Genomic DNA, 17,248 nt, shown 5'->3' on the forward strand with positions numbered 1-17,248 from the left:
TCCGTACGCTCATGGTCATGAGCTCCGTCGCGGCCCGGCCCGCTTTCACGCCGCAGGCCGCGCGCCGCCGCGCCGCGATCTTCGCCGTCATGCTCGTCGTGGGGGTCGGGATCGCGTCGTGGACCGTGCGCACCCCGGCCGTCCGCGACCTGCTGCACGCCTCCACCGCCGAGATGGGCCTCGTACTGTTCGGCATCTCGGTCGGCTCGATGACCGGGGTCCTCTCGTCCGCGGCGATCGTAAGATCCCGCGGCGCCCAGTTCACGGTCGCGGTCGGCGGCTCGGCCTTCGTCACCGGCATGGCGCTGATCGGCATCGGCGCGGCGGCGGCGCTGGACGCGGGAGTCTTCACCGGCCTGGCCTTCGTCGGCCTCGGCGCCGGCCTGATGGAGATCGCCCTCAACGTCGAGGGCGCCGCCATCGAAACCGAGTCCCGCCGCTCGGTCCTCCCCATGATGCACGGCTTCTTCAGCCTGGGCACGGTCGTCGGCGCGGTCGCGGGCATCGGCCTGACCGCGATCTCCTTCCCGGTGGTCTGGCACATGTCGGCGGTCGCGATCGGCGGCGCGGCCATCGTCTTCTGGGCGGTCCGCCGCGTCCCGGCCGAGACGGGCCGCTCGGCCGTTTCTCCCCAGGACGTTTCCGCACCGGGTGCCGAAGCCGGGCCTGCCGGCGGTGGGTTCCGGGCGCAGCTCGGGCTGTGGCGGCAGCGGCGGGTGCTCATGCTCGGGCTGATCGTGCTCGCCCTCGCGCTGGCGGAGGGCTCGGCGAACGACTGGCTGCCCCTGCTGATGGTCGACGGTCACGGCGCCTCCCCGGCGCTGGGCTCGGTGATCTTCACCGGGTTCGCACTGGCGATGACCGCCGGCCGTTTCGCCGGCGAGCCGCTGCTGGCCCGCTTCGGCAACGCGGCGGTCCTGCGGGTGAGCGCCCTCGTCTCGGCAGCCGGCATCGCCACCGTCGTCTTCGCCGACAACGTGATCATCGCCGGCCTCGCGGTGGCCCTCTGGGGTCTCGGCGCCGCCCTCGGCTTCCCGGTCACCCTGTCCGCGGCGGCGGAAAGCCCGGACCCGACCTCGACCGTCGGCGCGGTAGCCTCCGCCGGCTACGTCGCATTCCTGGTCGGCCCGCCCCTGCTCGGCTTCCTGGGCGACCACGTCGGCCTCCGCGGCGCCATGATCGTCGTCCTGGTCGTCGTGGCAGCCGCCGCCACGCTCACCTCAGCAGCCAAACCCCTCCCTGCCGGGTCACCGTCATGACCCCCTCCCGCGCCACGTTCCGCATCGCCCAGCAGACCAACCGCTCCTGCCGCTACGCCCAGGTCACCCTCGAGGTCACCGCCCGGAGCGCACTCGCCGAGGACCCCGCGGACGTCGAGGTGACCGCCGACACCTTCGATGAGTACCGCCGGGAGGCGGTGCTGGGGGTCCGGTGGGCGTTGCGCTACCTTCCGCAACCCGCGAGGGTGACGGTGACCGACATCGTGACCACCGAGATCGACACCGGCGTCGGGGACGTCTATGAGGCAGCCGCCCACGCCGTCTGGCAGGCCGTGCAAGCCGACGACCATCCGCGGTTCGTGGGCTTCACCGATCGGACGATGGTCGCCGACTGGCTGGCGAGAATGCACGGCCGGCGCCTCGAGTCCGTGACCGAAGCACGAGCCTGGTTCGAGGGCCACCGCGAGGGCGGCGACGCCGAAAGCCTGGTCCACGCGTGGCTCTTCTTCGAGCACGCCATGCCGATCGCCCTGCACTGCCTCGACGAGCACCTCATCCTCGTCCACGAAAAGCCCTACGAGCCCTACGCCATGGCCGGATTCGGCGAGACCAGAGTCGGCCCGGCCCGGAGTCCGGATCTGCTGGCCGGGTTTGCCGGCTCGCGCCTGCTCGGCAGCGACGTGCTCCCCAGCCTCGAGGGCGAGAACATCTGCGGCGGTCTGGTGCTGCACTTCGCCCATGAGGGTCGCACCCACGAGGGTCCCACCCGTGAGGACCTTGTCATCGGGGCTCGGCGTGACGAATGGGTTCTCGAGGCGAAGCGTCCATTCGCTTAACGCAGCGAAGCGCGAATCTGAACATCGTAGTAAGCGATTGACCTCAGATCCCTAGCGATCTTGGTGGCTTCTTCGTGTGCCATTCTTGCGCGATGGTGGGACGGGTTTTTCTGCATATCGGGGCGCCGAAGACCGGCAGTACGTACGTGCAGACCGTGCTGTGGCGCAACCGGGACGTGCTGAGGACCGCCGGTGTGCTGCTGCCGGGCAGTTCCCTCGCGCACGACGAGGCCATGACCGATCTGCGGCAGGTCACCTGGCGTGATCCCGCCGCCACCTGGACCTGGGACCGGCTGGTCGCCGAGACCGCGGGCTGGTCCGGCGACGTGATCATCACCAACGAGGGCCTGGGCGGCGCCACCGCGGCGCAGGCTGCCCGCGCCGTCGAGAGCCTGCAGCCCGCCGAGGTGCACATCGTCGTGGCCGGCCGCGACCTCTGGCGTACGTTTCCCTCGGTCTGGCAGCAGGGCATCCGCTCCCGCAACATCGGCAGCTTCGGCAGTTTCCTGGACACCATCGAACGGGGCGGCAACGACGCCTTCTGGGACCACATGCCCAACCGGATGCTGCGCCGCTGGGGTGACCTGGTCCCCGCCGCGCACCGCCACCTGGTGACCGTCCCCCCACCCGGATCCCCGCACGACCTGCTGTGGCGGCGGTTCGCGTACGTGATGGGCATCCCCGACGGCCTCTGCGAACTCGAGGCACCCAGCGCGAACGCGTCGCTCGGGGCAGCGGAGATCGAGGTGCTGAGGCGGGTCAACGCGGCGCTGGGGGACCGGTACCCGCACCGGAGCCCGTACCAGCGGGTGGTCCAGCGGCATCTGGTCGACGCGGTGCTGAAGCAGCGTACCGGCGGATTGCGCTTCGGGGTCGGCCTGAACCGGGCCGACTGGGTCCTGGCCCTGGCCGAGCAGCAGATCACCGAGCTCAGGAACTATCCGTGCGACATCCTGGGCGACCTCGACGAACTGCGCCCGGCCGACCTGAACCCCGCACCTACCCCCGACGAACTCGACGACACCCAGATCCTCGACGCCGCCATCGAAACCATCATCGGCATGCTGGCCCACGCCGAAACCCTCGACCAGCCCACCGAAACCCTCAAGAACAGGGTCAAACGCAGCCTGCGCCTCGACCGCTGAAACCGCTACCGGACTACTCCGCAACGGCAACCGGAACAGCGACCCCGGCACCCTAGGGTTCCCTTTTTCGGCGCTCACCCCGGAGTCCAGCCTTGTCCGACGGAACCTTCCTTGGCTACATCGCCCTGCTCGTCATCAGCGGCATCCTGCTGGTCGTGATAGCCGCCGGCGGCTTCGGCAGTTCCCCGTGGTCACGCTTCTTCAACGGCTTGTTCGGCGTGGGCTACCTGGGCTACGCCGTGTACCTGCTCTTCTTCTTCGAGGGCGGGTTCGTACACATCTACTTGTACGCGTTCCTGGTGCCGATCTTCGCGGTGGTCCGCGCGGTCAGAGCCCGCAAGGCCAACCGCCTGGAGGCCCAGCGCTACGGCCCGATCATGCCGGGCCAGCAGTTCCCGATGGCAGGCTTCCACCAGCCCACCCCACAGTTCCCGGTCACCGGCTTCAACATCCCAGCCCCCGCCCAGGTGCTCCCGGAACAGCCCACTTTCGCTCAGCCCGCGCCTGCTCAGCCCGCTTTTGCGCAGCCTGGCCTTGTTCAGCCTGCCGTCCAGCCGTTCGCTACCCAGGTTCAGCAGGCCTATCCGCAGGTGGCTCATTCGGAGGTCTGGCCTCAGCCGGCCGACGCCCATTCCCCGCAGGCTTACCCCCAGCAGGCCTATCCGGATCAGGCCGCCTACCCGGCGCAGCAGGCCGATCCCCAGCGGGCTCATGCCGAGCAGGCCGCATACTCGGCGGAGCAGGCCGAATCCCAGCAGACTTACGCCCAGCACGCTTACGCCCAGCAGGCGACTCACTCAGCGGAGCCCACCGAGCCCCAGCAGGCCTACGCCCCGCAGATGGCATACCCAGCGCAGATGGCCGATCCGCAGCCCACCTATTTCCAGCCGACGTCCCAACCGCAGCAACAGACCGCGTTCCCGCAAGCCACCTACCAGCAGTCTTTGTCCCCGCAGGACAGTTACCCACAAGCCGGCTACCTGCAGCAGGACCATTCACAGGCCGGCTTTCCACAGGCCGAGTTTCCACAGGCCGAGTTTCCACAGGCCGGCTTTCCACAAGCCGAGCTTCCACAGACCGGCTATCCACAGACCGGCTATCCACAACCCGCCTACCCGCAAACCGGCTTCCCGCAGCCGGGGCAGGGCGCGTACTAGACGCGGCGCAGGACCGACACGACCTTGCCGAGGATGACGGCCTGGTCGCCGTCGATCGCCTCGTAGGCGGGGTTGCGTGGCTCGAGCAGCACGTGACCCCGCCGCCGCTGGAAGACCTTCACCGTGGCCTCCTCGTCGATCATCGCGGCCACGATGTCGCCGTTGTAGGCGTCGGGCTGCTGACGCACCACGACGATGTCGCCGTCGCAGATCGCCGCGTCGACCATGGAATCACCCTGTACCCGCAGGCTGAACAGGGTGCCGCGACCGACGAGATCGCGGGGCAAGTTGAGGATCTCCTCGGTGGACTCCTCGGCCATGATCGGGGTGCCGGCGGCGATGGTCCCGACCAGCGGCACGCCGACCGTCGAGGAGTCGGTGTCGCGCCGCTCGACCGGTTCCAGGAACATTCGCACATCGACGGGCCGGGTGACCGACCGCCCGCGTCGCAGGAAGCCGAGCTCTTCGAGGTTGCGCAGATGCCGGCTGACCGTGGACGTGGAGGCGAGGCCGACCGCGTCGCCGATCTCGCGCGTCGACGGCGAGTAGCCGTACCGGACCGCTGATTTCTGGATGACGGTCAGGATGCTCCGCTGGCGCGGGGTGAGCATGGACGTATCGAGATCTTCAGGTAGCACCTGGAGATCCTGCCCCAGAGTGAGCGTTCCCGCAGTCAGGCGCGCCGGGCGAGCACGGCGTGGAACCGGTGCGCGCGGTCGTCGTACCCGATGAGGTCCCACCCGGCGTGCCCACCGGTGACCCGCAGCACGTCCTCGTTGAGTGGTTCGTCAGGTCGCAGTGTGTGACCGTGCCGTGCCGCGAGCGCCGCCCGCCCGGTCGGATGGAACAGCACCAGCCGCCCGCCCGGCGCGGTCACGCGGGCGAGTTCCCGCAACCCGCCCTCGGGGTCCGGCAGGTGCGTGAGCAGCCCCGCGGCGAACACCGCAGCAACTCCACCGTCCCGGAACGGCAGCCGCCGCGCATCGCCCAGCACCAGCGACGCCCCGCACTCCCGGGCCCGCACCCGCGCGGCGTCGAGCATCTCCGGCGTGTGATCGACCCCGATCACAACCCCGTCGCCCACGGCCTCCCGCAACCCCGGAAACGCCCTCCCGGTCCCGCACCCGAGATCGACAACGGTCCAGCCCGGTGCCAACCCGGCCTCAGCGACAGCCCGACCGTACGCGGGCATGTCGTCCCCGAACCTGCTGTCCCACGTGGCAGCCCTGGCCGCGAAGAACGCCCGCGACTCACTCCCGAACCACACGTCCCGGTCGAGCAGAGCGGCATCGATGTGCCGGATCACCGGCCACGCCGGATCGGACACATCAACAACCACATCAGCGTCCTCCCGCCGATCCCCACGCCCACCACTCGCCCACAGCAAGAGCCCGTCACCGTCACCCACCCGCGCGACCTCGAACCGCTCGGCCGGCCGCACCACCCGCGCAGCCCCGAACCGCGCAGCCAGCCGGTCCGCCAGCACCCGCGCTTGCTCCGGCGCCCCGCCGACCACCAGCGTCACACCGTCATCCGGCACGGCCCGCTCCACATACCCGAAAACCTGATCCCACCGTTCATCACTCACCCCGCCATCATGCCGCTCCCGCCGCGCCCTCCATCCCGGACACCTGATCAGCGCCGCCTCTACGGGGATTTCCCTGCGTGACCCACCGCGCGGAGTCGTTCCCGGGGACGGTGTGCGACGCGGAACCACGCGGAAGGCTCACCGTATGAGCCGAATCCCGCTGGCGGCCGTCCTCGCCGTCGCTCTCACCGTGTCCCCAACGGGGAGCACATCACCCTGCGTCAGCTGCTCAACCACACCAGCGGCCTGTTCAACGTGTACAACACGCTGAGCCTGCACACGGCCGATGCGCGTACACAGCTCAGTGTGGCAGTCACACCGTACGCGGGGAATCTCGGACCCTCGGCAGATGCTCTCCTCAGCCGGGTCTTCTGTGGTCAGCCGGCCTGATAGCCCGCGGCCTGCAGGCTGAACAGCTGCGAGTAGGTGCCGGCGGCGGCCATGAGCTCGGTGTGCGTGCCGGATTCGATCAGGGCGCCGCGGTCGAGCACGAAGATCTGGTTGGCGTGGGTGACGTTGGCGAGGCGGTGCGTGATCAGGATGGTGGTACGCCGTCCCTGCCGCCCGCGCAGCGCCTGGAACAGGGCGTCCTCGGCGCGCGGGTCGAGTGCCGAGGACGGCTCGTCCATGATCAGCAGGGGCGCGTCACGCAGGAACGCCCGCGCGGCGGTGATCCGCTGCCACTGTCCGCCGGAGAGGTCCTGGCCCTCCTTGAACGTACGGTCGAGCAGGGTGTCGTAGCCCTTCGGCAGCTCCTCGATCATGTCGTGGGCGGCCGCCATCGCCGCCGCGGCTGCGATCCGGTCGGGGTCCGCGACGGCGTCGACGTCACCCATCGCGATGTTCGTGGCCGCGCTGAACGGCCACTTGTGATGGTCCTGCAGGGCCACGGCGATGTTGCGGCGCAGCCCATCCGCGTTCCAGTCCGCGTACGGGCGCCCGTTCCAGCTGATCGTGCCGCCGGTGGGCGTACGCAGCCCGGCGATCATCGCGGCGAGCGTCGACTTGCCGGACCCGTTCTCGCCGACCAGGGCGATCGTCTCCCCGGGGCGGATCGTCAGCGTCACCCCGTCGACGGCGGGCTTGTCGCGGTCCGGGTACTGCAGCGTGACCCGGTCGACGGTCAGCTCCTCCAGGCCCTGCGGAACGGCATCCTTCTGCACCGGCGCGAGGAGACCTTCGGCGGTGACGAGGAACCGTACGTACTCGTTGAAGAACTGGCCGCTCGCATAGACCCGGTCCACCTGGAACGTCACCTGCGCGAGCGAGCGCTGCGCGGCCTGCACGGCGACCACGCACGTCGCCGCCGCCGCGAGCGGGATGTGCCCGTCCAGCAGCAGCACCCCGAGCAGCACGTAGACGCCGGTCAGCGCGATCCCGCCGACGGCCGCGCCGATGCTGGTGGTCGTGGTGACCTGCTGCGCGACCTTCAGCTCCACGGCGGTCTGCGCGCCCATCACCCGGTCGTACAGTCCGAGCAGGAAGCCTCGGAGCCCGTACGACCGCAGCTCGGCGGCCGACACCCGCTCGGCCATCAGCTGGTGCAGCACCCACTGCCGGCGCCGCCGCGTCGAACTGGCCAGGTAGCTCTTGAACCGCACATGCCCGGCCCGCAACGCTGCGTACGCCGTGGGCACCGTCGCGACCAGCAACGCGAGCAGCAGCAACGGGTGGATCGTGACGACCGCGGCGGTGACCGCGAGCACGCTGACCACCCCGGCGAACAGGTTCATCGTGTTCTGCACCAGCTCGACGGCGGCCTCGGTGCCCCGCGTCGCCCGCTCCATGCCCTCGGCGAACCCGTCGTCGTCGAACGCCTTCAACTCCACCGCGGTCGTGTGCTCGAACAACTCCCGCTCGACGATCAGGTAGACCCGGGGCGTCAGCCCGTTCAGCGCGTACCCGACCAGCATCCCCAGACCACCCCGGATCGCTGCGGCCGCTGCCAGCCAGGCCAATGCCGGCAGAGCGGACCGTACGCGGTCAGGTGTCGGCCCTCCCGCGAAGAGCTCGACGAGCACCCGCTGCGTGGCCAGCAACCCGAACGCCGCCATCGCCCCGGACACCAGCGTGGCCACCAGCACGGTCCCGGTCCGCAGCCGGTCCGCCTTCCACGCCACCCGCATGGCCTTGACCACCAGCCCCGGCAGCTCGGTGAAAACCCCCAGCAGCCCCGCCTCGGCCCGCGCCCGTACCCCCGTCTCCCACCAGGAGGGCCGCAACTCCGGCAGCACGGCCTCCTGCCCACCCGGCCCGGCCTGCGGCGGCACTTCACTCCCGGCGCGTGTCTCATCAGTCGTGGCGGTCATACCCATACCGTTACCGACCGGACACGTGCAGTGCTATCCACCTCGCGCGGCGTTCACCGCCGCGGGGGTTTCTGTCGCCTATCCGATGGACCCTGCCGGTAGCGGTGCTCAGGCGGGTGCGACCGCGGGCCGGCGGCGCAGGCGCAGCCGCCAGAGCCGGCCGAACCCGACGGTGATGACGACCCACAGGAGGTACGCGAGCGGCGTCCATCCTCCACCGTGACTGGTGGCGGTGCCGTCGCTGAACGTGTAGGTGGCGGCGGACTGCAGCCAGCTCACCCCGGACCAGGTGAAGACGCCGGTGGCGTGCGGGTCGGTGGCGGTCACCCCGCTCTGGAAGGCGTTGGCGGCCTCGGCCAGGAAGAAGTTGAGCAGCAGGGGCGTCAGCGCCGCCGCGTACGCGGCCCCGATCCACGTGTGGCGCGGATTGTCGCCGAACTCGGCGGTCAGGAACTGCTCGGCGAGCCGGCGGCTCCCGCCGACCCCACGCAGGGCCTCACGGGTGCCGACGTCGCGCGCGGCCTCCAGCAGGTTCGCCCGCACCTCGCGGCGGGTGGCGATCCGCTGAACCCGGGGCAGGTCGTACAGCTGCTGGTCGAGGCTCCAGACCAGGCGTTCGATGCGCAGTCTGTCGTACCAGGTGATGGTGTGTGGCATGTCAGTCCCCGTTCTCGGATGGCGGCAGCGGCCGCGACAGCACGGCGTCAACCGCGGCGATATGGCGTGACCAGGCGCCGAGCCCGCCGGCGAGCGCTTCGTGCCCGCCGGTCGTCAGCCGGTAGTACTTGCGAGCCGGTCCGCTGGCCGACGGCACGAGCCGGGTCTCCAGCCGCCCTTCGCGCTGCAGCCGGGTCAGGGCGGGATAGACGCTGCCCTCGAGCACGTCGGCGAAGCCCGCGGCCTGCAGTCGCTGCACCACCTCGTAGCCGTACGACTCGCGCTCGGCCAGCAGATGCAGCAGCAGCAACGACAGCACCCCTTTCAGCAGCTGAGGGTCGTGTGTTTCGCTCACACTCCTATACAAAGGCAGGTACTAGAGAATGTCAAGTAGTGGTCTGCCGGCGGCTTCTACAGGCGTACGACGAGTTTCTGGGCGGAGACGCCTTTGCGGAGCCGCGCGAGGGCCTCGGGGATCTTGTCGAGTCCTTCCCCGGCGACCACGGCCACCGGCGCCGCCCGGTAGGTCCCCGCGGCCAGGGCCGCGCCCAGGAAATCGACGTAGACGGCAGGGCCGACCTCGTTGTCCTTGAGGGTTCCGCCCCAGATCGCGCTCGTCCGGATGCCCTTGCGGCGGCGGCCGATCGACTGGATCCGCGTGAGCAGGGCCGGCTGTGCGGCGGCGACGCGGCCGGTGCCCTCGGTCCGGGCGGCGATCGCGAGGGCCTGGGTGAACGGATCCGGACCCGATGGCGATGGTGCCGGCCAGTGGGCCCGCACCGATCGCGGCGATGACATCGTCGACAGCGGTCGGGCTGCGATAGTCGACGGCCGCCGTGGCGCCCAGGGAGCGTACGTCATCGAAGTTGTGGGGTGAAGCAGTCGTGATCACGCGGTAGCCGGCGCAACGGGCGAGCTGGATGGCGTTGCTCCCCACGCTGGTGGAGCCGCCCCAGACGAGAACCGTCTCCGCGCGGTCCGGGGCGGCGGCCGTGGGCAGTGCCAGCCCGAGGTGGTCCTGCTGGAAGAGCCCGGTCGCTGCCGTCGACAGGGCCAGCGGCAGTACGGCGGCCTGGTCGAACGACAACTCGTCCGGGATCGGGGTCACCATGTGCTGCAGGAGCACGGCGTACCGCTGAAAGGCGCCCTCGGCCGCCCGATCGCGGTTCTCCTCGAGCCCGAGCGCGTGCCCGGCCACCCGATCGCCCGCCTTCAACCGGGTCACCTGCGCACCGACCTCCACCACCTCGCCGGAGACGTCCCCGCCGACCACGGCCGGGAAGGTGAGCCACGGCATGATCAGCCGGTACGCGAGCCCCGGGATCCCGTCAACCGTGTTGACCGCGACCGCACGCACACGCACGACGACCTCGCCGGCCGCCGGCCGGGTGTAGGGCGCGGGCCCCACCGTGAGTTTGGCTCCCCGCCGGGGCAGCCACAGGGCGATGTTCTCAGGCTCAGAAGTGGTCACCGCCTGAAAGTAGTCGGCATCGACGCCCTGTCCCTGCGGGAGCTGGCCCGGCAGACCGGCGTCAGCCACGGCGCCCCCCGCAGCCACTTCGCCGACCGCCAGGCCCTGCTGGACGCCCTCGCCGAGCGGGGCTACACCCGGATCGCCGACGACGTCCAGGCCCTGATCGCCCGGGAGAACGGCGACCTCACCCGCAGCCTCCAGGCGATCGGAGCCGGCTACCTCCGCTTCGCCGTCACCGACGCCGCCCTGCTCGACCTGATGTTCGCCGCGAAGGTCGGCGAGGGCTCCGACAGGGTCCACCAGGCGTCGATGCGCCTGTTCGGCATCCTGCAGACCCTGCTGGGGGAGTCCACCCTGCTCTTCACCGCCACCCTGCAGGGCATCGCCGCCATGGTGTCCTCCCGCCGCATCGCGGTCGACCAGGGCGACGCCCTGGTCAGCGCCGCGATCACCCGCTTCCTCCCGCCCCAGCCCTGACCCCGCCGCCCTGACCCTGCCGCCCTGACCTCGCCGGCCTGACCCCGCTGCCCTGACCTCGCCGGCCTGACCCCGCCCGCGCGTCAGGGCTTGCGGCCCACCGCGCAGTACACGTCGAGGGCGGACTGTGCCGTTCCTGGCCGCGGCCGCCACAACGACGTCGGGACCAGTCCGGGTTCGAGGAGCTCGAGGCCCTCGAAGTAGCCCGCGATCTCATCGGGCGTACGCAGGTTGTACGGATGCCCGCTCTGCTTCGCGACCCGCTGGCTCTCCACGCTCTCCTCGCTGGTGCTCGTCCCGTCGCTCACCGCCAGATAACTCCCCGACGGCACCGCATCGAGCAGCCGCCGAACGATCGCACGAGCCTGCGCGTAGTCGGCGACGTTGCCCAGAATGCCGATCATGGTCACCGCCACGGGCCGGCTGAAGTCGAGCGTACGGGCAGCCTCACCCAGAATCCGCTCCGGATCCTCCACATCGGAGTCCACGTAGGCCGTCGCACCCTCGGCCGAACTCGTCAGCAGCGCGCGAGCATGGACCAGCACGAGCGGATCGTTGTCGACGTAGACGATCCGCGACGCGGGCGCCACCCGCTGCGCGACCTCATGGGTGTTGTCGGCCGTCGGGAGCCCCGTACCGATATCCAGGAACTGCCGGATCCCGCCCTCACCGGCGAACAGCGTCACCGCCTGAATGAGAAACCGGCGCTGCGCCTGCGCAACCGCCGCGATCTGCGGATTCGCCCCCCGCAGCGCCTCGCCGAGCTCCCGGTCGACGGCAAAGTTGTCCTTCCCGTCCAGCAGGTAGTTCCACACCCGGGCACTACTGGGCCGGGTCTCGTCAATACTAGGACCGGTCATCACAATTCCTCTGCGCTGAGGTGGCGGTAGGACAGTGATCCTAGGCAATGCCACCCAGCCCCGATAACCGCGACGGAACCCGTCCTGGTGATCATTTCCCTTACAGTGACTTCATGCTGCTGGCCGTGGATGCGCCGCGTGTTCTGGGAGACCCCGTCAAGCCGCGTCTGCGATTCGTGGAGCAAACAACGTCAGAAGGTGCGTGGGCCGGGCGGCGGCTGTTGACGCTCGACGACGTGCCGGCGTTCGAACTGAGCTTCTGGTGTGGCACGTGCCAGTTCCTGTTCGAACGTCTGCCGGGCGCGACGACAACGGTTTCGCCCGGCGACGCCATCGGGCCGGCAGCCCTCGACGACGAGGTGATCTCCCGATTCGCGTCGCTGCTCCCGGAAGCCACATACCAGCCTTTGCTGATTCAGGTCGAACCCCGGCTGGTCCACCCCGCCCGGCAAGGCGACTACTTCGCCGAGGAGCAGGTCGCAACGTGGGGCCTGGAATCGTTCTGGGGCCTGCCGGTCTACCCGCGCACCCCGTACTACCGCACCTACGAGACCCCGGTGGATGCCGCCGCGCACCTGTACGAGTTCGTGGTACCCATGGTCCCGCCGTCGTGGAACAACGGCGACCAGGTGCTGTCGTACGCCACCGAACTGACCGGCGGAGCAGCACTGACGGCCGTAGCGGTCTCGGTCCTGGACATCTGCGCCCCCGCCGTCGAACAGGGACCCGACTACTACACAACACTGGGCCCTGACCCATTTTCTTCTCGACGGACACCACAGAATGCAGGCAGCCGCCGATGCCGGACGCCCCCTGCGACTGCTGTCCCTGCTCGCCGTCGACGCGGGCCTGGCAACCCGGGAACAGGTCGCCCGCCTGTCGACATTGCGCGCCGCCGCACCGGAGATCCGGTCCCGCCGCAATCATTAGTCACTCGTAGGGTGGGGCACATGCCGTACCAGCTGACCGAAATCGTACGCGGTGAAGGTGCACTCGAGGACGTCCGAGCCTACTTTCATGAGGCCCGGCCGCGCCTGTTCACGGGCCGCAGATTCGAGGCTCTGGCGGGCGGGGGCGACCGGCCCGGAACGCGCGACATCATCACCGCTGACGACATTGTGGCAGTGCAGATGTTGTCGGTCAGCGTGCCTGCCGAGGTTTCCATCGATCTCCTGGACGGAAGACTCGGCCGCGCGATGTCGGACCTGTTGCCGGAGATTCCCACGGGTGTCGAACTCGGCGCCGCCGAGGCCAGGAAACTCGTGGAGGACGGCGGCCCCGCTGATCGGGCATGGCACCTCCTGAAGAGCCAAACCGACGTCGGCTACGTGACCGCCGGGAAGCTCATGGCCCGTAAACGGCCCCACCTCATCCCCGTCTACGACGATGTGGTCTCGTGCCTTTTCGGCCGGCCTGACCATGTCTGGCTCCGGCTGCACGACCTGCTCGCCGCCGACGACGGTGAACTGCACAAGGAGCTCACCCATGTGCGCGGCCGCGCCGGGCTCTCCGCCAATGTGGGGCTGATCCGGGTGCTCGACGTCGTTCTGTGGATGAGTCACCACCAGCTTCATCGTTCCGGCCGCGATTGCGCGGGATTCGGCACCGTAGCGACGGCGGTCTGATCCAGGATGCGGTCCGCCTGTCCTGGGCGGAAGTTCCAGCGGTGCGGTGGCGCCGGCCCGCGACAGCGTCTGTGGTGTTTCTCGTCGAGCGGCCGGCTCGCGACGGCGTCTGTGGTGTTTCTCGTCGAGCGGCCGGCTCGCAACGGCGCCTGTGGTGTTTTCCGTCGAGCGGTCGGCTCGCAACGGCGACCTGGGGGTCAGCCGATTGTCGCGGGGTGCGCCCGTGGGTCGGCGGTGATAGACGCCGCGATGGACACCAGGTGGTCGATGACGGTGGTGACGGCGGCTCGGAACCGTTGCTCAGGACGGGTGAGTACGTCGATCTCGCGGGCGATGTGCAGGCCGGTGAGGGGGCGCAGCACAACATCGCGGCGGCGCGGTCCGATATAACGTGGCAGCAGGGCGAACCCGGCGCCGGCGGCGACCAGGCCGGCTGCGACGGTGAAATCGTTGATGTGGTGGCGGACGGTGAGCTGACATCCGGCGGCGGCGCCGATGGCGTGGATGGCCGCGGTCAACGGGAAGCCGTCATGAACGGAGATCCACTGCTCCCCGGCAACATCTGCGGCGCGCAACCGTGACTTGGTGGCCAGCGGATGCGTGGCCGGCACGGCCACATCGAGGGGCTCGCTCAGCAGCCGGGTCACGCTGACCGTACGCGGCCAGGCGCCCGACCCCGCCGGACGATGCGCGACGACCACGTCGTAATCCGCACAGAGCAAGGGGAACGCGTCCTGGGCGACGTCCTCGTCGGCACACTCGATGTTCGCGCTCCCGATGTTCGCGCTCCCGATGTTCGCGCTCCCGCTGTTCGCACCTCCGCTGTTCGCACCTCCGCTGTTCGCACCTCCGCTGTTCGCGCTCCCGCTGTTCGCGCCTCCGCTGTTTGCGCTCCCGCTGTTTGCGCTCCCGCTGTTCGCGCCCCCGGAGTCCGCGCCCCCGACGCCCAGCAGCCGGGGGAAGAACGCGGATGCCGCGCTGTGGAAGGCGACCACCCGCACGGTGGCGGTGGGGTCGGTGAGGTGAGCGTCGACGGCGGCGCCGGCCCGGGCCAGGGCTGCGGCGACGTCGACCGCGGCGGCGGCGAGCGACCGGCCCGCGTCGGTCAGGACCAGCACCCGCCCGTCGAGCCGGGTGAGCGGGACCTGGGCGCCGCGTTGCAGGATGGCCAGCTGCTGCGACACCGCCGAGGGAGTCAGATGCAGCGCGGCCGCCACCGCCGACACGCTGCCACGGTCGCCCAGCTCCCGAAGAATCATCAAGTGTCGCGCTTCCATGTAGCGATACTAAAACGTCGATTGCACTTTTCGTTATTGATCTACATGGTCTGCGGCGGTCATGGTGTCGAGGTGACCCGGACGCGCTCCACCCTGACCACCGATCTCCTGCTGCTGGCCGTCGCCGTCGTGTGGGGCAGCAGCTACCTGGCCGCGAAGGACGTGGCCGCGGTGACGCCCGTCGTCGTGGCGCTCGCACTGCGCTACGCGATCAGCGCGATTGCGCTCGTGCCGCTGGTCGCGGTGCGCCGCCGCCCCAGCCTGCCCGAGCTACGGTCAGGACTCGTGCTGGGCTGCACGCAGGCAGCTGTCCTGACGCTGGAAACGTTCGGCGTCGCGCACACCTCTGCCACCAACGCCGGCCTGATCATCAGCCTGACCGTGGTGTTCACCCCCGTACTCTCGAACGCATGGAGCCGCACGTGGCTCCCCGCCCCGTTCTTCGTGGCGGCGGCCCTGGCCGTGGTCGGCGTCGGCCTGCTCGTGTCGGGCCACGGGTTCCGCACCCCGAACTGGGGTGACGCTCTGATGCTGGCCGCCGCCGGCGTCCGCGCCGTGCACGTCACCCTGATCGGCGAACTGACCCGCTCGCATCAGATCGACACCCTCACCCTGACCACAATCCAGACCGTCGTCGGCGCGCTGATTCTCGGCGCGGTCGCCCTGCCACAACTGACCCGGCACGCCGAGGCGCTGTCGCCCGCATCGTGGGCCCGCCTGGCGTACCTGGCCCTGATCTGCAGCGTGTTCGCCTTCCTCGTCCAAACCTGGGCCGTGCGACGCACCTCACCCAGCCGCGCCAGCCTCCTGATGGGCACGGAACCGCTGTGGGCCGTCACCATCGGCATCTGCATCGGCGGCGAAAGACTCACCGCGCTCGCCGCCGCGGGAGCCGCACTGATCATCATCGCGACCTTCGCGGGCCAGCGAATTGAGCGCCGACACTCCAAGGGCGGTGCGAAGGTGAGCCGGGAGACCGCGGCGACGCTCGCCCAGGCCGACGAGGCATTGCCGGCCACTATGAAGAACTCTCAGGCCGACGGAAGTTCAAGCCTGATCTCCGCGCAGAAGAATTAGCCCCGGGCTTTCACTCTGGGATTCCTGCGGGGCGGGGGTTCGCCGGTCTGATACTGCGGCGCAGGTTCGTGCGACCAGCGTACGGAGTCCGATGCGTGGGGAGTCCGATGCGTGGGCAGTCCGATGCGTACGGAGCGGCGGGCTGGTGCGGTCACTGGCCAGAGCATGCCTGGTCCACCCATAACCGAACCGGCGGCTGCGGGCACGTAGGTGCGTAGGGAGTCCGGCCGGGTGGCGATGCCGACGCGGGGTTGTTATTGGCGTTGGTGGTAGAGGTTTCGTTGGGGTTGCTGGCTGGGGTCGATGTCCGGTGGCGGGATGAAGTCGGGTCGCCGGTCGGGTCCGAGACGGATCTGCCAGCCTGCGGTGGGATCGTGGATGAGCTGGTGATGCTGGCGGCAGAGTAGGGCTAGATTGTCCAGGTTTGTCGGGCCGCCGTGGGACCAATGTTGGATGTGGTGGCCATCGGTCCATCGCGGAGGCCGATCGCACCCTGGAAACGTGCAGCCGCGATCGCGGATGTGGAGGGCGCGGCGGATGGCGCCGGTCGCATTACGTCGGCGGCGGCCGGCGTTGAGGATTTGGCCTTGTCCGCCGAGGATGATGGGCAGGATCCGGGCGTCGCAGGCCAGCCGTCGGACGGTTTCGGGTGACAGGCGTTGGCCGGTGTCGGTGGTGCCTGCGCCGAGGGTTTGGGTGAGTGGGTCGTAGGCGACGGTGACTGATAGTTGGGGTGGTTCGCCGCCGTCGATGGGGAGTTCGGTGGTGCGTAGTGCCAGGCGGCAGATGTCGGTCAGGGCGTCCACGCGTTGCTGGGCCGGGGTTCGGTTGTCCTTGGGGTCGGGCTGGCACAGTGGGTGCAGGGCGGCATGCACGACGGCGGCATCTTCTGCACCGAGTAGTCCGGAGATGCGGACCATGCCGTTGAGGGGCATGGACAGGGTGAGGCCGCGTCGCTGCTGGGCGCGGGCTTCGTGCCGGGTCAGGGCGGCCTGGTCGGCGCGGTCGGCGACTTCGGGGGCGACGTGGTCGAGGATGCGTTCCCCGACCCGCCTGAGCTGGTAGGCCGGTAGCTGCCCGGCCAGGTCGATCATTGCTTGTGAGGCGTCCTGCATGATCTGGGCGCTGTCGACGGGACCGTTGAGGCCGGCGAGGTCGTCGGGGATCGCGTCGAGAGTTGAGGCGATCACGGCGGCTTGGCGGACGTCGGCCTGACCGTCCAGGACGACCTGCTGGAGGCTCGGGTCGTGTATGGCGGTGGCCTGGGTGACAAGATCCCGCGCCTGCTGCGGGTCGAGCAGTAGCAGGGAACGTAGCCATCCGGCCGTCGAGCGATGTCCCTGATGAGCGGGGATGTCACGGTCGGCGGCCTCATGAACCAGTCGTGCCTGTAGCACCAGCACGGCCTGTTCCGCGCGCCGCGCCAACCGCAGCGCATCGGTCAGCGAGGCATCGGTCAGCTGCCACAGCGGAGCTGCGGCGAGGACCGCCGCGTCATCACCGAGTTGCTGCACCTGCCCCACCATGACCACCATATTGGCACACC

General features: G+C 69.8%; 15 protein-coding genes and 1 pseudogene. 6 read left to right on the top strand and 10 right to left on the bottom strand.

All coding sequences use genetic code 11. From position 1 onward, the window contains the following. The first annotated feature begins 17 nt into the window (after positions 1-17). From Ahu01nite_RS46335 to Ahu01nite_RS46350, 4 genes are all read left to right on the top strand, one after another. On the top strand, positions 18-1,259 hold the full coding sequence (locus tag Ahu01nite_RS46335) for an MFS transporter (RefSeq protein WP_239159684.1): 1,242 nt from the start codon (positions 18-20) through the stop codon (positions 1,257-1,259). Next, entirely contained in the window at positions 1,256-2,056 is an 801-nt protein-coding gene (locus Ahu01nite_RS46340; RefSeq protein WP_239159685.1) for a hypothetical protein, read from the top strand. The genes Ahu01nite_RS46335 and Ahu01nite_RS46340 overlap by 4 nt, the downstream gene beginning before the upstream one ends. A gap of 92 nt (positions 2,057-2,148) precedes the next feature. Beyond that, on the top strand, positions 2,149-3,201 hold the full coding sequence (locus Ahu01nite_RS46345; RefSeq protein WP_203843138.1) for a hypothetical protein: 1,053 nt from the start codon (positions 2,149-2,151) through the stop codon (positions 3,199-3,201). Positions 3,202-3,293: 92 nt separating this feature from the next. Continuing rightward, the gene (locus Ahu01nite_RS46350) at positions 3,294-4,358 is read left to right on the top strand and encodes a DUF308 domain-containing protein (RefSeq protein WP_203843139.1); all 1,065 of its coding nucleotides are present in this window, start codon (positions 3,294-3,296) and stop codon (positions 4,356-4,358) included. Here the strand turns inward: Ahu01nite_RS46350 and lexA are convergent. The 8 genes and pseudogenes from lexA to Ahu01nite_RS46390 all read right to left on the bottom strand — a co-directional run bounded on the left by lexA (position 4,355) and on the right by Ahu01nite_RS46390 (position 11,723). Further along, positions 4,355-5,098 carry a transcriptional repressor LexA gene (gene lexA, locus Ahu01nite_RS46355; protein WP_438874870.1) on the bottom strand — a complete coding sequence of 248 codons (744 nt, stop codon included), beginning with the start codon at positions 5,096-5,098 and terminating at the stop codon, positions 4,355-4,357. The two genes, Ahu01nite_RS46350 and lexA, sit on opposite strands and share 4 nt — an antisense overlap. Then, on the bottom strand, positions 5,032-5,946 hold the full coding sequence (locus Ahu01nite_RS46360; RefSeq protein ID WP_239159686.1) for a class I SAM-dependent methyltransferase: 915 nt from the start codon (positions 5,944-5,946) through the stop codon (positions 5,032-5,034). The genes lexA and Ahu01nite_RS46360 overlap by 67 nt, the downstream gene beginning before the upstream one ends. Positions 5,947-6,323: 377 nt before the next feature. Then, on the bottom strand, positions 6,324-8,255 hold the full coding sequence (locus Ahu01nite_RS46365; RefSeq protein WP_239159687.1) for an ABC transporter ATP-binding protein: 1,932 nt from the start codon (positions 8,253-8,255) through the stop codon (positions 6,324-6,326). A 108-nt stretch (positions 8,256-8,363) separates the two neighbouring features. Then, positions 8,364-8,912, bottom strand: a complete 549-nt coding sequence (locus Ahu01nite_RS46370) for a hypothetical protein (RefSeq protein ID WP_203843141.1) — start codon at positions 8,910-8,912, stop codon at positions 8,364-8,366. Between the two features lies 1 nt (position 8,913). Beyond that, on the bottom strand, positions 8,914-9,267 hold the full coding sequence (locus tag Ahu01nite_RS46375) for a PadR family transcriptional regulator (protein WP_203843142.1): 354 nt from the start codon (positions 9,265-9,267) through the stop codon (positions 8,914-8,916). A 56-nt stretch (positions 9,268-9,323) separates the two neighbouring features. Further along, positions 9,324-9,710, bottom strand: coding sequence for an MDR/zinc-dependent alcohol dehydrogenase-like family protein (locus Ahu01nite_RS46380; RefSeq protein WP_203843157.1), 387 nt, complete (start codon positions 9,708-9,710; stop codon positions 9,324-9,326). Between the two features lie 352 nt (positions 9,711-10,062). Further along, positions 10,063-11,016 (bottom strand): annotated as a pseudogene (locus tag Ahu01nite_RS51950) (alcohol dehydrogenase catalytic domain-containing protein); the annotation flags it as partial. After that, on the bottom strand, positions 10,947-11,723 hold the full coding sequence (locus Ahu01nite_RS46390) for an SAM-dependent methyltransferase (protein WP_203843144.1): 777 nt from the start codon (positions 11,721-11,723) through the stop codon (positions 10,947-10,949). The gene Ahu01nite_RS46390 and the pseudogene Ahu01nite_RS51950, both read right to left, overlap by 70 nt. A 113-nt stretch (positions 11,724-11,836) precedes the next feature. Between Ahu01nite_RS46390 and Ahu01nite_RS46395 the strand changes: the two genes are divergently transcribed. After that, complete coding sequence (locus tag Ahu01nite_RS46395) at positions 11,837-13,348, top strand: DUF6308 family protein (RefSeq protein ID WP_203843145.1); 1,512 nt, start codon at positions 11,837-11,839, stop codon at positions 13,346-13,348. Between the two features lie 197 nt (positions 13,349-13,545). Here Ahu01nite_RS46395 and Ahu01nite_RS46400 read toward each other — a convergent pair whose 3' ends face one another. Next, entirely contained in the window at positions 13,546-14,625 is a 1,080-nt protein-coding gene (locus Ahu01nite_RS46400; protein WP_203843146.1) for a LysR substrate-binding domain-containing protein, read from the bottom strand. Positions 14,626-14,697: 72 nt separating this feature from the next. Here Ahu01nite_RS46400 and Ahu01nite_RS46405 point away from each other — a divergent pair, with 72 nt between their 5' ends. Then, complete coding sequence (locus Ahu01nite_RS46405) at positions 14,698-15,702, top strand: DMT family transporter (RefSeq protein WP_239159689.1); 1,005 nt, start codon at positions 14,698-14,700, stop codon at positions 15,700-15,702. Between the two features lie 254 nt (positions 15,703-15,956). On the opposite strand, the gene Ahu01nite_RS46410 is transcribed toward Ahu01nite_RS46405, so the two are convergent. Next, a partial coding sequence (locus tag Ahu01nite_RS46410; RefSeq protein WP_307794770.1) for an HNH endonuclease signature motif containing protein occupies positions 15,957-17,248 on the bottom strand: 1,292 nt, incomplete at its 5' end.

This window comes from Winogradskya humida (assembly GCF_016862215.1).
In the GTDB taxonomy this organism is placed as follows: Bacteria; Actinomycetota; Actinomycetes; order Mycobacteriales; family Micromonosporaceae; genus Actinoplanes; species Actinoplanes humidus.

What these genes read in the sequence shown, in the direction of transcription:
- Ahu01nite_RS46335 (WP_239159684.1), top strand. Translation starts at nt 18, where the DNA reads ATGAGCTCCGTCGCGGCCCGGCCCGCTTTCACGCCGCAGGCCGCGCGC.
- Ahu01nite_RS46340 (WP_239159685.1), top strand. Translation starts at nt 1,256, where the DNA reads ATGACCCCCTCCCGCGCCACGTTCCGCATCGCCCAGCAGACCAACCGC.
- Ahu01nite_RS46345 (WP_203843138.1), top strand. Translation starts at nt 2,149, where the DNA reads ATGGTGGGACGGGTTTTTCTGCATATCGGGGCGCCGAAGACCGGCAGT.
- Ahu01nite_RS46365 (WP_239159687.1), bottom strand. Translation starts at nt 8,255, where the DNA reads ATGACCGCCACGACTGATGAGACACGCGCCGGGAGTGAAGTGCCGCCG.
- Ahu01nite_RS46370 (WP_203843141.1), bottom strand. Translation starts at nt 8,912, where the DNA reads ATGCCACACACCATCACCTGGTACGACAGACTGCGCATCGAACGCCTG.
- Ahu01nite_RS46380 (WP_203843157.1), bottom strand. Translation starts at nt 9,710, where the DNA reads ATGTCATCGCCGCGATCGGTGCGGGCCCACTGGCCGGCACCATCGCCA.
- Ahu01nite_RS46390 (WP_203843144.1), bottom strand. Translation starts at nt 11,723, where the DNA reads ATGACCGGTCCTAGTATTGACGAGACCCGGCCCAGTAGTGCCCGGGTG.
- Ahu01nite_RS46395 (WP_203843145.1), top strand. Translation starts at nt 11,837, where the DNA reads ATGCTGCTGGCCGTGGATGCGCCGCGTGTTCTGGGAGACCCCGTCAAG.
- Ahu01nite_RS46400 (WP_203843146.1), bottom strand. Translation starts at nt 14,625, where the DNA reads ATGGAAGCGCGACACTTGATGATTCTTCGGGAGCTGGGCGACCGTGGC.